The following is a 16,658-nucleotide window of genomic DNA, read 5'->3' as shown; positions in this document are numbered from 1 at the left end:
CTATTCAAATTAAAATCTCAAACTCAGATTCACGAAAAAGCTGGTACCATACCCCAGCCAGTATTTATTACCAAAAACGGGCATATCCCTGTCCATATCTTGCTTCAGGGTTCTATAATTTGAATTTCGCGCCTGCTCAAATCCGCCAGATTTATATTCCTTATCAAGTAGATTATTTATACTCACAAAAAATCCGAGATACTTATCCTTAATTCGCCAGGACTTCCCTCCTACCAGGTTCACCAGGAAATAACTATCAAATTTTTCCTGTTGCAATAGTGCCCGGGCGACCTCTTCATCATAATCCAGCAGGGGAAATCCGTCATAATCTGTTTGAAAATTAGAAGTTCTGCTTAACGGATTAATATCTATAAAGCCATGTGAGAAGTAATTCAGCATGCTGCCAAACCACCAGTATTGAGGATCCCTATATTCAAATCCTATTTGTGCCGCTCTTTGAGGACCACCGGCCAGGTAATAATCTTTTAAGTAGGTCTTCCCATAATCTTTAGGAGCGGAAAATGATGCCGAACTCAAATACAAAGAAGGATTATTTGCATAGGTAAACTGACCTAATGAGGCCACCGCCTTCAGTTTTATCATAGAATTTACCTGGTATTCACTCCCAAATTCCAAACCGAATAATTGCTTATCTATATCTGTAAGCACTTCCTGAACAAATGCCACCGTATTTTCGCTTCCAAGATCTCCTAAGCCATTGCTGAAATAATATGATACTTCAGCGGCATTATTGATCTTCGTTAAATACCCGGTAAGACGTAAGTTGAACTTTGAAGAGCGATATCTATAGCTTAGATCTGAAGTCTGAATGATCTCTTCCTCACTACCTCTGACTATTTCATTATTCTGCCTTGGATTAACAAATACATTTCTAAAACCGGGTGGCTTATTAAAATAGCAAAGATTAACTTCAATATTCTGTCTCCCTGAGAATTTATAGATCAAACCAGATTTTAAGCCGATATCCAGAAAATCTGCTGATTCGCTTTCCCCGAGGGAGTTTCCTGAGAAGATGCCATTCTGATATTTTCCGTCCCGCTGATATTTAACCGTTCCAAACTTTCCAGAGAGACTCAATTCCAATCTTTTGAAATAATACTGTGCCTGCAGAAAAGTTTCGGAAAGGTTAGAACTTATCTCATAATTGTATTTATAGCTATCCCGGACTGCAACCGACCTGTCAGGATTCAAAAGATCAGACTGGCTGGCAAGTATCAAAGGAGTACCAGACACCTCTTCGGCAAAAACATCAATATCCAGGAAACTTGACCCACCAAAAAGATCTTTGATCCTGGCAAAATTGTCACTTTTCAGAGAACTAAATCTAATTCCCGCATTGACCTTAAAATTATCCTGCAATTTCCAGTTCAGAATAAGGTTTGCGCTTAATTGATTGTCCCGGTTCACATCTTCGGCTAAAGCATAGATGGAGTTTGTACCACTTAGAGATGCCGTGTTATTGGCCAGGTATAATTGTTCCCAATTGAATTGTCCGTTATCAACAAAATCATTTTGAGAACGCAAGGCAGCTTCAAAATTTTCAGAACCCTCGAATCTCAAATAATAGCTTGGTAATTTTTGATAATACGCAGGATCTGGGTTTGCCCCACCGCCAAGATAAGCCTGCTGCCAGTCCAGCTCTGCTGAAGTTGTTCCGCCATAATCTATCCTTGAATTGGTTACTTCACCAAACTGGTAGGAAATATTGGTATTCAAATCCATATTTTCAGAAAACTGCCAGAAATGATTCAACATTAAAACAGGTTCTCTGATCTCCCTCATCCTGGAATTTCGAATATCACCTTCCTGGTAACCCCAGTAAGGATTATATTTTCGTCCTTTGAGATCCAGCACTTCCTGAGTAAGCGGGGCAGATTTCCCTCGGGTAACCGGGGTATAAAAACCTGTAAAATTCAGGGAATGATTGTCACTTATCTTTTTCTCTACCGAAGCAAAAAAGGAATTTGCATCATATAAAGTTCCATCCATGTATCCTTCCTCAGCATAACGCCTCGCTATAGAAAATGCATAAAACCATCCATTCCCCTTTTCCCCGGAAGCATAAGTTGCCATAAGCCTTCCGGAATATGACCTATTGGAACCGGCAACCGAAATCCTCGATCCCTTTTGATATTTTGAAGCCCGCATCATAATATTGGTGGTCCCGCCCAAACCTCCAAAACCATATTCTGTAGGTGCTATACCAATACTGAAAACCTGGTTTCGCTGCACATCATTCAGTCCGCCCCAATTGCTCCATTGTGGCCGACCATCATAAAGCTTGTTCATTTCAACCCCGTTAATAAGCAGCTTTCCATATTCTGAACCTAAACCCCGAACCCTAAAGAAAGTCTGACTAAAATCGAAAGCGGCAGCATTGAGATAAACATCCCTGGTGGATTGCAGCAGCCCCGAAATATTATCGAATTTTCCTTCTTCGGCAAGGATCTCAGATTCTGTAAGACTGATCGTAAACTGCTGGCTGCGTTCGTAAAATTCATCGGGCTGAAGTAAGATATCTCCCAGATCTTTATTTTCAGAAGTTATTTTTAGCGGTAAGCGTTTGGTGATATATCCCGGCCTGGAAACCACCAGAATGACTTCGTTAGAAACAGTGGTTTCCACCCCGATGGAAAATGATCCGTCGGTATTGGTCAGGGTTTCATTAAACGATCCCTGAATTGCAATTTTAACCTGTGGTAAGGGCACATCGGTGATTGCGTCTACTAACCTGCCCTGTCCGGCCGGTTGCTGGGAACTCACTTTCAAACTTATAAGAATGAAGATGAAGACCCAGAAAATCGAAATTTTCATCTAGTGCCTTCTCATCGAAATGTAATATAATGTTAGTCAATTATATTATAACTAACAAAATATCAGTACTTTAAACTCCATTATTCACGATATTAATTTGAAGCCAAACCTTATACCGGTATTTTTAGTTTTTTACCTGATACTTTTTTCGGGCAATGCCGTACATTGTCAGAATATGAAAGATTACCAGATCGAAACCGTGGCTTTCTACAACGTAGAGAACCTTTTTGATACCGTAGACGACACATTGACTTTTGATGATGATAGGACAGCGCTAGGAAAAGATCGTTGGACAGAGGAGCGTTATCAAAGAAAAATAGAAAATATCGCCCGGGTACTTTCAGAGATCGGGAAGGATGAAGCAGGAAACACTCCGCTAATTATTGGATTATGTGAGATCGAGAACAGGCTGGTGCTGGAAGATATAATCTCTCATGAATACCTGGCAGAAAAGAATTACGGAATCATTCACTTCGATTCACCAGACGAACGAGGTATTGATGTCGCCCTCTTATATCGAAAATCAGGATTTATTCCCCTGAATTCACAACCCAGAAAACTAATGATCTATGATGCCGATAAGCGGGATTACACCCGGGACCAATTGGTTGTAAGCGGAGTAATGCATGGTGAAGAGATCCATTTTATAGTAAATCACTGGCCATCCCGGTCTGGTGGTGAAGCTAAAAGCAGTTATAAGCGTGAGAAAGCAGCAATACTGAATAAAAGGATCATAGATTCCTTATATCGGCAGGATCCAAATGCCCGCATCATTGGAATGGGAGATTTTAACGATGATCCTACCAATAAAAGCTTTAAAAAGTTCTTACAAACAAAAGCTCAAATTTCAGAATTGAAGGAAAGAGAACTATATAATCCTATGGAAATAATGCTCAAAAACGGAAAAGGCACCCTTGCTTATCGAGATTCCTGGAATCTATTTGATCAATTCTATCTTTCCCAAAGCCTGGTTTCGAGAAACTTTGAAGGTTTTCAGCTTTACAAAGCAGGAATATTCAATCCGCCGTATGTGATCACCCAAAGCGGGCAATACAGAGGTTACCCATTCAGAACCTATGGTAGTTCGGGTTACGAACCGGGCTATAGCGATCACTTTCCAGTGTACCTGTTCCTGATCAGGCAAGTTAAAAACGAACAATAAAAAAGCCTCCATGATACTGGAGGCTTTTTAGTATTCAGATAATCACATTTCGACTGTGCTCAATGTGACCGTTTATTATATCATCTAGAGCCAGGCAGACCAAGGAATTCTTGAAAGCATTGCTATCAAAGCAAATCCGTAAAAGATGGCCAGCATCTTGAATTTAGGCCTGGAAGTAAGTTTCTTTTTATGCTTGGAATACCCAATGGTGATCAGGGCAATGGCAATGATCATGATTAAAGGGTGCTCTACATTATAAAGTCTTAAAACAGAATCTTTCATGACACCACCCATTCCTACTTCGCCCCACATCTTAAAATACGGGGTGGTAAAGTAAAGAACGATCCCTATAAGCAGCTGTATATGCGAAACGATAAGTGTAAACAGCGCTAGTCTAAAATTGGTCGCTGAATATTCCTTATTTGTAGCGAAGCCAATGATCGCATTAAAACTGGCTATCAATAACATGAACAGCACCAGGTATGCCCAATATGAGTGAATGAATTGAACTGTTTCGTACATAGTAATAGTGTTTTTAAGTATGGGCTAAAATACTAAATGTATTTCTTTTTATTCCCATCTGTTTTCAGCATCATCACCGCCCCAGATGAGGGTTGCCAGAAATGGATTATCGATAAATGGATTTCTATTTCCCTGAGCAGCATAAATAACATTATTTCGCTGAATCTCGAATTCTGAAACCGGATCTTCAATATTCCATTCAAGGAACAGATCAAGACCACCTACGGTCACAAAATCCTCTCCATACCTTAGGTTAACATACATTACCATCCTGGCAACATCTCCTCTCCAGTCGTCTCCAGGGAACCAGGAATTATCATTTACCAGCTTAAAATCTCCGCTGCCATCGGTAAAAGGAAAGTTCAATCTCTCTGAATTCACATCAACGTCTGCCGCTCGCATATGGTGCATATCGTTCTTAGCTTCTTCTGAAGATAGTCTGGACTGCGGATAAATATGTTCGGTATTAAAAGTTTCTCCTGCGTTAAGATCTCCCACCTGATATTCATCTTCTGGCCTACTTTCACCTGAATACATCAAGATTACATTATTTGGATTAGCCGGATCTTCATCTGCATCATAAAGGTAATCGTGTCTTTGATAGTATTCCAGGCGATTGGTGTGCATGGTGGTAGTAAAGCCTGAAAGTTCTTCATACAGTAATTCAGGGTCCTGGGTAAAAGCCACATCATTATAGTAATCTGCAAGGCTGGCAGGAATGTTAAAACTTACCGGTTCAACAACGCTAACAGTAATCGTTGCGGTTACACAGGTAGGTTCAGCATCGTCGTCACATAAGGTGTAAGTGAAAGAATCGTCACCTTTGAAGCCAGCGGATGGTTTATAGGTAATGGTACCATCTGCATTAAGTTCTGCTGTTCCAGAAGCCCCGTCAAGATCTATAGAAACTATTTCGGCATCATCTATAACCTCATCATTATTAAGCATTTTATCTATCACCACTTCCGTAGCAGTGGTTGTGATCACCACTGTATCGTCATTAGCTACCGGATCACCTTCATCCAGCACCGTCATATTGATCGTAGCCGTAGAACAGGAAGGAGTTTCATCTGAATCACAAATAGTATAAGTGAATGAATCTTCCCCGCTAAAACCTTCATTTGGTGTATAGCTTATGCTTCCATCTTCATTAAGGACAACGGTAGCATTACCGCTTTCAGACTTAACTTCGGTGGTAGCCGCTGCATCCAGAAGTTCATCATTTTCCAGGTAATTTCTAATGACCAGATCCTGATCTTCATTGATCGTATAGGCATCATTATTCGCTACCGGATCACCGGCATCTGTAACCGTAAGTGTTACCATGGCAGACGAACATCTGCTATCATCACCGGGAACACAAAGATCATATGAGAAGCTATCTTCCCCGATGTAGTCTGTAGGAGGATCGTAAGTAATACTCCCATCACGGTTATCTGTGATCGTTCCCCCTTCTACAGTTTCATTGTCAAAATCGCTAACCCTGGCGTTATCAACAAGGTTATCGTTAGAAGTAAGGTCGCTAAGGGAAATCTTAAGCTGCTGATTCTCTCTGGCATTAAATGCATCATTAACTGCTTCGGGATTGCCTGTTCCAGGAGTTGGATCTGGTTTTGGCGCAGGATTCTCATCTGAACTACAACCTAAAAGTACAGTGATAAGAACCAGGTAAATATATTTTTTCATAGTAGATTTTTGTATCAGGATTGCAAATATCATATAAATCAATGAATTAAAAAACCTCTTGCCGTTAGACAAGAGGTTTTTAGAATAATCAATGATATTGGATCATTATTTAGAAACGAACCCACTCACCACCTTCTTTTATAAGACGAATGTCTTCAGTAGTGTTAGATCCATTATAGATATCGAATGTAATTACATACTTCTGTCCTTCAGCTGCATTTGGAGCAGTCTCGTTAAGAAATGCCTGCATTGCAAGAAGAATTGAATCGTCACTCCAGTAAGCAGAAGCTCCCGGTCTACGATCGAAGTTAGTATAACGCTCCATACTAGCAATCTGAGTAGAAAGATCTGCATTTCCACTCAATGCCTCAGCAATAATTCCATAATCTGGTCCTGCTAGTGTGTATTTGATAGTATTATCTGGAACCCACATTCCATTTTCGTAACCAAACTGAAGAGTTTCAGAAGTTACAGATGGAATAGCCATCCATGCTCCGTTCTGGAATACATAGTTCACATATTCTGTTACCGTAGCTTCACCGTTATAGAATTTATAACCAACAGCTTTGTATTCACCTTCAACTGCATAAGGAAATTCTCTACCCAAGAAGATACCGATCTTCGCAAGTGCTTCTTCCTCGTCTCCGAAGTTTCCAAAACGCTGACCGAATTCCTCAGTATAGCTATTTTCAGGTAGCATATAAGGCTCATCCCAGTCACCATTAGTATAAGCGAATACTGTAGTTTCTTCGATAGTTGAAACTGAAGCATCAGCATCGATCACATAGTCATCACCACTTAGGATCACGTTAGTGATCGCAGAGCTTACAGAACCGTTATAGATCGCGTAAGAAACAACGAACTTGCTTCCGTCCGCAGCATCTGGATAGGCAGTTTTCAGGGTGAAGTTGATCGCTTCAAGAAGCATACCTTCACTCCAGTAGTTATCACTAGTAGATCTAACATCAAAACTTCCAAAACGAGCAACGTTTGCAGCAGGTCCAGGATAAGTATCGGCGAATTCTGCACCTACAGCATCATAATCTGCATCAGAGAAATCGTAAGCCATTCCACCTACAGCAACATATGCATTCCCGTCAAATTGAACGGTCATACTCTCTGTTCCTGAGCTACCATCGTAAATTGCATAGCTAACATTGTATTTTTGACCAGCTACATCTCCAAATTCTTCAGAAATTACAGCACCAAGAGCTTCTACGATCATATCGTTGCTCCAGTATGCATCTCTATCATCTCTTCTATCGAAGTTGCTGTATTGAGCAGCACTGGAAGCAGGCTCTGGATATACATCTCCAAGCTCATCTCCAATCACGTCAAAATCATCTGCAGTTAAAGTATAAGCAATCTCTTCTGCAAGGATGTTGTAAGTAAGCTCGATATATTCTCCTTCTTGTACCTGTGGGTACTTTTCATCAAGAAAATCGATAACTTCTCCTCTACCCGTAAAATAATCTGTAGAAAGATCTATTAAAGCATAGTCTGAAGAAGCTACTGTATAAGACTCTATTCTTAGAGGATTGTAAAGATCGAATCCTACGTTAAGGATAGACCCAGCTCCATAGGTTGGGAAAAGGTCTGAAAGAAGTGTTGGAATCAAAGTTCTCGCATCTTCTTCTGAACTGAAGTTAGGGAAATTAAGTCCCAGATCATCATAATCATCTTCAGTAAGCACGTAATCTGCCTGAGCGACTGCCAGCTGATTATCCAGCTCATTGTCGATTTCGTCATGAATGTCATCAAGAGGGTTACAGCTAACTACAACCAGCCCTAATAACATCAATAAAAGGTTAAAAGACTTTTTCATTATTATTTTTTTAGAAATTAAGTTTTGCTCCTACAGTGTAAGTTCTTCCGAAACCGTACCATACCAATGCTGTACGTGCATTGTTTCCTAAACCATTCTGAGCGTTAGCAATATATTCTGTATTGGTGATGTTGTAAACATTCGCATTCAGGGCAGTATCAAAACCAGCTACTGAGAAGTCATAAGAAAGACCTACATCAAGAGTTCCGAAATCTGGCACTTGCCATACTTCAGGAGCATCTGGATTAGTTCTGCTTACAGGATCGAAGTCAGAATAGAAATCTCCGTAGAAGTTATAATTAGCTCTAAGTCTCATTTCTGAAAGGAATTCGTAATCTACACCAAGACCAGCAGTTGTCTGTGGAGTACCACCAACTTTTGTATCTCCAATATAAAGATTTATTTCGTCTACAAGGTTTTGTTCCTCGTCAAATATCTGAACTCCAGTCACATCGTCTGCCCAGGTGTAGTCACCTAAAGAAGCAAAACCTGTAATGCTAAGTTCTTCGAAAGGACGGTATTCGAAATCTACCTCGATACCCTGGTGAAGTGCATTCACCCCTAGGATGTTTGCTACACCAAGAGAACCATCAGGGTTGTTATAGCTATAAGTAAGAGATCTATCGTTCCAGTTAGTTCTGTATGCATTTACGTTAGCTCTCCATTTGTCTGTTCTGAAAGTATATCCAACTTCAGCACTAAAGATCTTTTGATTTTTAGCATCAGAGTTTACGTCATTCTGGAAGTTAAGGAATACAGCATCGAAGAAAGGAGCTTTCTCGAAGTATCCAATATTGGCAAATACACCACTACTCTTTGTAAAGTTGTAATTAGCACCACCTTTTACCTGGTATCCAAAGAAGTTAACATAATCTGTTTCCTGTGCTGGATCTGAATCTAAATAGTTGAAATAATCAACTCTCTTATAAGATGTATTTGAAGCTGCAAGAGAGATAAATGCGTCAAAATCTGACTTTGTATACTCTGCCTGAAGGAATCCACCTTCCCAAAGTACGATACCATCATTCCAGTAGCTTATCTTATCTCCAACCTGTGCAAGGTTTACAGGATCATTTGCATTAGAGTCATCATACCAGTACTGACCTCCTAGAAGATCTGTAACTTCCTGGAAGTGCTTCCCTTTGTAGTATCTAAGGTCTACACCAGCAAGTAGTTCGATGTCTTCAGTAATATCTGTAGAAAGCGTAGATAAAGCTCCAAACCAGTTGTGGTCGTTTCTTGAAGCTCTAAGGATAGTTTCAGATCCCTGAGCACCGTTAGCGATATTCTCGTCTACGATAAGATCAAGATTTACAGGCTGTAAATATCCGTCTCTGTATTCAGAATCAAGACCGAACTTGTTTGTTCCGGCCCATCCGCCACCTCCACCAGTACCGAATGAAGCATAAACGGCAGTAGATAAAAGTGTGTTCTCATTAATATCCCAGTAATGGTTAAGGGACATTTGTGGTTTGTGGTAGAAGTTATCCTCGATGTGTGTAACCTGACCATTAAGGTAACCCCAGTCACCGTTAAATTTGATACCTCTTTCGCTTTCACGGTAAGTTTCGATCAAATATCTGTTCTGACGCTGACCGTGTCTTTGTGGAGCACCAAAAGCAGTGAAAGAAAGCTCGTGGTTTTCTCCAAATTCCTTCGCGATGTTCACGAAGTAGTTATAACCAATAAATTCAGTTCCGTCAACATATCCATCACCAACGGTTCTTGAAGCAGAAACAGTAGCAGCAAGACCATTTTCAGTTCTACCAGTTGAAACAGTAGCTCCAAATTTAGTATAACCATCGTTACCTGTTGCAGCATAGATGTTTCCACCTTTTTCAGCATCAGTTGACTTAGTTACGATGTTTACAGTACCACCAATAGATGGAACGGCAACTTTCGCAGCACCAAGACCTCTTTGTGTTTGCATAGTTCTGGTTACGTCTGAAAGACCTGCCCAGTTACTCCAGTATACACGACCATTTTCCATGTCGTTTACAGGAACACCGTTGATCATAACGGCAATATTTTCACCTTCGAAACCTCTCATACGAAGCTCAGCATCACCAAAACCACCACCGGCTTTGTTCGCGTAAACTCCAGGAGTAGACTTAAGTACTTCAGGAAATTCCTGGTTACCGATCTTAGTTTCGATCTCTGCAGCGCTAATCGTAGAAACGGCTACAGGTGTCTTACGGTCTATCGCAAGAGAGAAACTAGTAACAACAACCTCATCCAATGCATCTGCATCTGGGCTAAGAATGATACTACCTAGATCTTTAGTCCCTCCAGAGATGGAGAATTTCACTTTTTTTGTTTCATAACCTACGAAACTGATCTCAATAGAACCTTCGGCTTTGCTTACATCAAGGCTAAAGTTTCCATCAAAATCTGTCATGGTACCATTGCTTGTGCCAGTAACTTTTACGTTGGCACCTGGCAGGGGACCATCCATTTCAGAATCCATAACCTTTCCAGTTATAGTTCCTTGAGCAAAAATTGTAGCAGATGTAAGGAGCATCGCTAGCAGTAATAATTTCCTCATTTCTTTTTTGTTTGTGTTTGATTAAAATTCGGTGCAAAAAAACACAATTCTTACATAACTAGCATTATCTAAGTGTTAAGACTTTTAACTTATTACGTATGATTCTTGCCAAAATCAAGGGAATAGAGAAAAGAAAAATTTAAAAAATCCTACAAATTAATTGTTAAGCAATTGAAAATCAATTAATAGCATTTTGAGATTCTATTGAGGGTGAAATTTTATTATTTATTAAAAAAAATAAAAAAGCTCCAGATTTCTCTGGAGCTTTTGTTAATTATCTGGAAATAAGGCTAGAACCTAAAAGCTACGCTCGCATTCCAGGTTCTTCCCCATCCGAAGAATACATTATTTCTTGTATTTACTCCGTCATAAGTCTCGTCTCCTGGCTGCGCAAGGATATTCGTATTAGATTCAGACATATAGATGTTATCTGTAACGTTATTCACGTTAACTCTAAAGCTCAACCTGTTATCTCCCAGATCAAGACCATAAGAAGCTCCAAGATCTAAAAGACCATAAGAAGGAAGTTCAAATACCTCGAAATTAGGATTGTTCAATGCATCTGTAGCATCAAAATCTGCATAAAGTTTATCTGCATATCTGTAAGTTGCATCAACGTTTAAGTTATCAACTATCTGATAATCTACACCTGCACTGGCAGTGAACTGAGCAGCGTTACCTACCTTAACTCCGTCAAGGCTAAGAACTGCATCGTCTACACCAGGAATTGGGTTCTGGTTCTCATCGAAATAAGAAGCCACAACATCATCCTTGTATTCCCAGTCACCAACAGAAAGCATGGCATTCCATTTAAATTTGTTGGTTACCCTTCCATAAAAATCAAATTCAAAACCTTTGTGAACCTGGGTAATTCCAAGTAGGTTGGCAGTACCTCTAATTTCCTGTGGAGTATCCTCGAAGAAAGTAGCGGCATCACTCTCGAATCTATCTGCCCATGAAGTTCTGTAGATGTTAACGTTAGCATTGAAGTATTGAGAACGGAAACCATATCCCAGTTCAATTCCAAATACCTGCTCGTTAGTTAGGTTCGGGTTTAAAGTATTACCAAAGTTGATATAAACCGCATCAAATAATGGTTGCTTAGAGTAATAACCAATGTTACCAAATACGTTGTGCTGGTCATTGATATTATAGTTCATACCACCTTTAATATTTCCTCCAAGGATGTTTTCCCATCCTGTCTCCTGGTTACCCGGAGCCTCGTTGAAATATTCAATTCTTTTGAATCCCTGGTTAGATAAAGCTCCCTGAACAAAAGCAGAGATCTGGTCTCCGGCGTATTCCAACTGTCCGAATACACCAGCCCATCTTACAAGACCATCATTATAGTAGTCGATCTTTTCTTCATCGTCGATACTTTTGAAAACGTTCAAAGTATTACCGATGGTAGGATCGTAAGTTTCACTTAAGAACCTGCTAGGATTGTTGCTATCTGCAGTTGAGCGGTATATATCTGCTCCCATTAGGTCTACCAATCTACGGTAGTGGAAACCTCTATAAGATCTAAGATCTGCACCTACGTCTAAAGTTATCTTATCTGTAAGTTCTGTTTCAAAGTTTGAGATCACCCCAAACCAGTTGTGTGAGTTCACAGAAGAACGCTGTGAAATACCATTTTCACCAGAACGATCTCCGTTCCCGGTGTTTACAAACTGTCCCTGATATTGTCCTTCACCAGAATATGGCTGTCTAGGATCTCCAAGAGAAGGAACATCCTGACCAGAGTTCCATGCAAAAATATCATCTATAGGAAGCAGACCGTCATCTGTTAAAGGTAAAGCGAAAGACTGTCTACCATTAATTCTACCAATAGAACCAATAGAACCACCTCTACCAAAAGAAGCATAAGCAGTGGTAGATAATTTAGAAAGGCTTGTAATATCCCATTCCCAGTTAAGAGAAGCTACAGGTTTGTGGTAGAAGTTTCCTGAGAAAGTAAACTCTTTTCCATTTCTGTATCCAAAATCTGGGTTATATTTTTCGTTTGGCTCTCCATTTTCACCATAAGCAAGGTAGCTGGAAAGTCTGGTAAAGAAACCTCTTTGGTTGTGTTGCTGTGGAGCACCGGTGAGCATGAAATTGAATTCATGATCATCATTTGGCTGGTATCCTACTCCAATAAAGTAGTTATATCCTTCAAATTCGGTTCCGTTCACGTAACCATCACCAGCAGTTCTGCTTAAAAGGAAAGATCCAGACCAACCGCTATCGCTAAGTCCTGTGTTATAAGAAGCAATTGTTTTCAGGTAATTATCGTTACCGAAACTAGCCTTTACAAAACCACCTTCAGACATTTGAGCTGAACGGGTTACAACGTTAATAGTACCTCCAACAGAAGAAACGGCAAGTTTAGAAGAACCTAAACCTCTTTGCACCTGTACTGCAGAAGCTACATCACTAAGACCAGCCCAGTTACTCCAGTATACCTGCCCGTTTTCCATATCGTTAACAGGAATACCGTTGATCATTACAGCAGAGTTCTGAGTATCAAAACCACGAATGGTGATACGGGAATCTCCAAATCCACCACCTTGTTTAGTAGCGTAGATAGAAGGAGTAGTATTAAGGATCTCAGGGAATTCCTGGTTTCCTAATTTCTCCTGGATCTCTGTAGAACGTATCGTAGAAACAGCAACCGGTGTTTGACGATCTTTTGCAAGATCCACAACTCCTGTAATAACTACTTCAGATAGAGCATTGGCATCTGGACTCAATACAATCTCTCCAAGATCTACGGTTTGACCACCGCTTACATTAAATTGAACAGTTTTAGGAGAATACCCCACAAAACTGATTCTTAGTTTCCCAGAAGAATCTTCAACATCTATGCTGAAGTTACCGTCGAAGTCGGTCATGGCACCTTGTTGTGTGCCAACAACCATCACGTTCGCACCTGGTAATGGACCATCCATTTCAGAATCCATTACCGTACCGGTAATAGTACCCTGGGCAAAGATTGTAGTTGAAGCCAGTAGCATCACTAAAAAAAGAATCTTTCTCATCTTCAAAAATTTGTAGTTTGTTTTAAAATTTTTGCAAAAAAAGTCAATTCCTGACTTTTGTAAAATTCACAAATGTTAAGATTAGAAATTTTAACAATCTTGTTCTCAGGGATTAAGCATAAAAAAATAAGCCCTTGATTACAAGGGCTTTAAAAATTAAAAATGAATATTTATATATGTTCAGACTATTTGTCCAGGTAGAATTTCAACAGATTTTTTGTTGAAGAATCATGCTCATCTACCGTTTTTGTTGCGAATTCTGAAAGGATCTTATTAGCGAGTTGTTTCCCTAATTCTACTCCCCATTGATCATAACTAAAAATATTCCAGATGATCCCCTGCACAAAGATCTTATGCTCATACATGGCAATAAGTTTCCCCATACTCTCCGGAGTCAGTTTTTCGATAAGGATGGTATTTGTAGGATTATTCCCCTCAAAAACTTTAAAAGGACTAATTCTATCTATTTCATCTTGGGCAAATCCTTTAGATTTTAACTCCTTCTCTACTTCCTCAGCCGTTTTACCGTTCAGTAATGCTTCAGTCTGAGCAAAGTAATTTGCCATTAACTGGTCCTGGTGAACTTTATCCCCGAAAAGAGATTTCTTAAAGCCGATAAAGTCGGTCGGGATCAATTTAGTTCCCTGGTGGATCAATTGAAAAAATGCATGCTGAGAGTTGGTTCCAGGTTCTCCCCAAATAATGGTTCCGGTTCCATAAGAAACCTTTTCCCCATTACGGTCTACACTCTTACCATTACTTTCCATGATGGCTTGCTGAAGGTAAGACGGGAACTTATCCAGGTATTGAGAATAAGGAATTACCGCTTCACTTTCTGCCTTGAAAAAGTTATTGTACCAGATCGTTAACATGGCTAACTGAACGGGAAGATTTTCTTTAAACGGAGTATTCTTAAAGTGATCGTCCATTTTTCGTGCACCTTCAAGTAGAGAAGCGAAATTATCGTATCCTATAGCCAGGCTTATGGAAAGGCCTACCGCGCTCCATAGAGAGAAACGGCCTCCAACCCAATCCCACATCGGGAAAATATTTTTAGGATCTATCCCAAAAGCTTCTACTTTCTCAAGGTTGGTAGAAACCGCCACGAAGTGTTTGGAAACTTCCTTTTCAGGCACAGATTTCAGGAACCATTCCCTAACCGTAGTCGCATTACTCAATGTTTCCATTGTAGTAAAGGTCTTGGAAACGATAAGGAATAAGGTAGTTTCAGGATTAAGATCCTTTATTGTCTCGTGAACATGATCACCATCTACATTAGAAATAAAATGCATTTTCAGGTGATTCTTATAAAATTCAAGACTTTCAGTAACCATTACAGGTCCAAGGTCTGAGCCGCCAATACCAATATTTACCACGTCGGTAAAGGTTTTCCCGGTGTAACCCTTTCTGGTTCCATCTATGATCTCGTTACTAAAGGCACGAATCTTTTCTTTCACTTCCTGAACTTCAGGAACTACATTCTCACCTCTTACCTTGATATCAGCATTTTTATCTGCCCTTAAAGCAGTATGCAATACCGGACGATTTTCAGTCTGGTTTATAGCTTTTCCTGAGAAATAACTATCAATAGCCTCATCAAGTTTGCACTCTTCAGCTAGTTTGAGAAGTAAATCCCGGGTATCTTCTGTGATCCTGTTTTTACTAAGGTCAACATAAAAATCTTCCCACTTTAGAGTGAATTTATCTGCACGATCACCATCCTGGGCGAACATCTCGCGCATATGCGCATTCTCTATTTTTTTATAATGATCTTTTAATTCGCTCCACGCGTTGGTAGTAGTTGGATTGATATTTTTCATCTATATATTTTTGTAGGGTATTTCTTCTAATTCTTCCTTTAAAGGTTGGATATAAGCGAAATACTCATCCTTCAGATTATCTTCTATATGCTTCGCAGATGGAAGATTTTGACGGTAAGGATCAACCTGCCTGCCATTTACCCAGAATCTATAGCATACGTGAGGTCCCGTAGCAAGTCCCGTGCTTCCCACATAACCAATAACATCTCCCTGCTTTACCGTCTGGCCGTTTCTGACCGCTCTTTTCGTCATGTGAAGATACTGCGTAGTGTATTTACTGTTATGGCGTATTTTCACGTAATTTCCGTTACCAGAAGTATAGCTGGAAGCGATCACCGTACCGTTAGCAGTACTTACGATTGGAGTTCCATAATCTGCAGCGTAATCTGTCCCCAGGTGAGCTTTCCACCTTTTTTGAACCGGGTGAAAACGTCTTTTGGTATATCTTGAAGATATCCTGGAATAATTAAGCGGTGCCTTTAAAAAGAAGCTTTGCAATGCTTTTGCCTCCTCATCATAAAAGCTTGGTTTACCAGAAATAGTATCGCTTAAATAATTGAATGCGTAAAATGGCTTATCTGAATGTTTGAAAACTGCCGCATCTACCTTCTCTACTCCCACAAAAACAGTATCGTCGATATATTTTTCATGGTAGATCATCTTGAACTGATCGCCCTTCTGAAGTTTAAAGAAATCGATACTCCACTGGTAGATATTGGATAATTCATAAACCAGCAGATTGCTTAATCCCTGCGCCTGCATAGATTCCGATAGAGAAGAAACGATCACTCCAGAAACCTCTCTTCGTTTTACCGTTACCGGTCTTTTTTTGGTTTCCGCATAAATACTATCCCCAATAGAGACCACAGTATAGTTGATCTTGTCGTTCTCGTAAATAAAGTATTGCGGAGTTTTCGCCGAATCCTTAGCCTTAAGGATCATATATTTTTTACCGGCAGTAATACGGGCAGGATTAAAAGTGTCTTTAACCTTATTGGAAATCTCAAACACCTTTCCATGGCCAACACCATTTTTATCCATAATATACCCAAAACTGTCTCCAGGTTCGATAGTGTCTTTAACTACTTCAAAATCATTAAGGACAAAACCATATTCTTTTTCAACCGGAGGTAATTTTTCTTTTTTAACCTCTTTGTTTACAGCCTGGTCTTTTTCCTCATCATTGCAGGCAACAAATGCCAGCATCAACATTAACAGTAAGCCTAGTTTCTTCAATTTT

At 39.9% G+C, this 16,658-nt stretch carries 9 protein-coding genes; 1 reads left to right on the top strand and 8 read right to left on the bottom strand.

Annotated elements, in window-relative coordinates:
- Positions 1–9: 9 nt before the first annotated feature.
- A complete protein-coding gene (locus C8P64_RS05805) occupies positions 10–2,835 on the bottom strand; it encodes a TonB-dependent receptor (RefSeq protein WP_108171074.1) in 2,826 nt (941 codons plus the stop codon).
- 175 nt (positions 2,836–3,010) lie between these two features.
- Here C8P64_RS05805 and C8P64_RS05800 point away from each other — a divergent pair, with 175 nt between their 5' ends.
- Positions 3,011–3,997, top strand: coding sequence for an endonuclease/exonuclease/phosphatase family protein (locus C8P64_RS05800; protein WP_245889661.1), 987 nt, complete (start codon positions 3,011–3,013; stop codon positions 3,995–3,997).
- Between the two features lie 84 nt (positions 3,998–4,081).
- Here the strand turns inward: C8P64_RS05800 and C8P64_RS05795 are convergent, their stop codons facing one another.
- From C8P64_RS05795 to C8P64_RS05765, 7 genes are all read right to left on the bottom strand, one after another.
- Positions 4,082–4,519, bottom strand: a complete 438-nt coding sequence (locus C8P64_RS05795; protein ID WP_108171072.1) for a hypothetical protein — start codon at positions 4,517–4,519, stop codon at positions 4,082–4,084.
- A 48-nt stretch (positions 4,520–4,567) separates the two neighbouring features.
- Positions 4,568–6,205, bottom strand: a complete 1,638-nt coding sequence (locus C8P64_RS05790; protein WP_108171293.1) for an Ig-like domain-containing protein — start codon at positions 6,203–6,205, stop codon at positions 4,568–4,570.
- A 109-nt stretch (positions 6,206–6,314) separates the two neighbouring features.
- Positions 6,315–8,030: a hypothetical protein gene (locus tag C8P64_RS05785; protein ID WP_108171071.1), complete on the bottom strand. Its 1,716-nt coding sequence runs from the start codon at positions 8,028–8,030 to the stop codon at positions 6,315–6,317.
- 10 nt (positions 8,031–8,040) lie between these two features.
- Positions 8,041–10,575: a TonB-dependent receptor gene (locus C8P64_RS05780; protein WP_108171070.1), complete on the bottom strand. Its 2,535-nt coding sequence runs from the start codon at positions 10,573–10,575 to the stop codon at positions 8,041–8,043.
- Positions 10,576–10,865: 290 nt separating this feature from the next.
- A complete protein-coding gene (locus tag C8P64_RS05775) occupies positions 10,866–13,598 on the bottom strand; it encodes a TonB-dependent receptor (RefSeq protein WP_108171069.1) in 2,733 nt (910 codons plus the stop codon).
- Between the two features lie 185 nt (positions 13,599–13,783).
- The gene (gene pgi, locus C8P64_RS05770; protein WP_108171068.1) at positions 13,784–15,418 is read right to left on the bottom strand and encodes a glucose-6-phosphate isomerase; all 1,635 of its coding nucleotides are present in this window, start codon (positions 15,416–15,418) and stop codon (positions 13,784–13,786) included.
- Positions 15,419–16,654, bottom strand: coding sequence for a peptidoglycan DD-metalloendopeptidase family protein (locus tag C8P64_RS05765; RefSeq protein ID WP_211307592.1), 1,236 nt, complete (start codon positions 16,652–16,654; stop codon positions 15,419–15,421).
- Positions 16,655–16,658 lie beyond the last annotated feature (4 nt).

The sequence above is a fragment of the Christiangramia gaetbulicola genome (assembly GCF_003054225.1).
In the GTDB taxonomy this organism is placed as follows: Bacteria; Bacteroidota; Bacteroidia; order Flavobacteriales; family Flavobacteriaceae; genus Christiangramia; species Christiangramia gaetbulicola.
The sequence above is the reverse complement of the archived record's forward strand: the minus strand, read 5'-3'. Positions and strand labels throughout refer to the sequence as shown.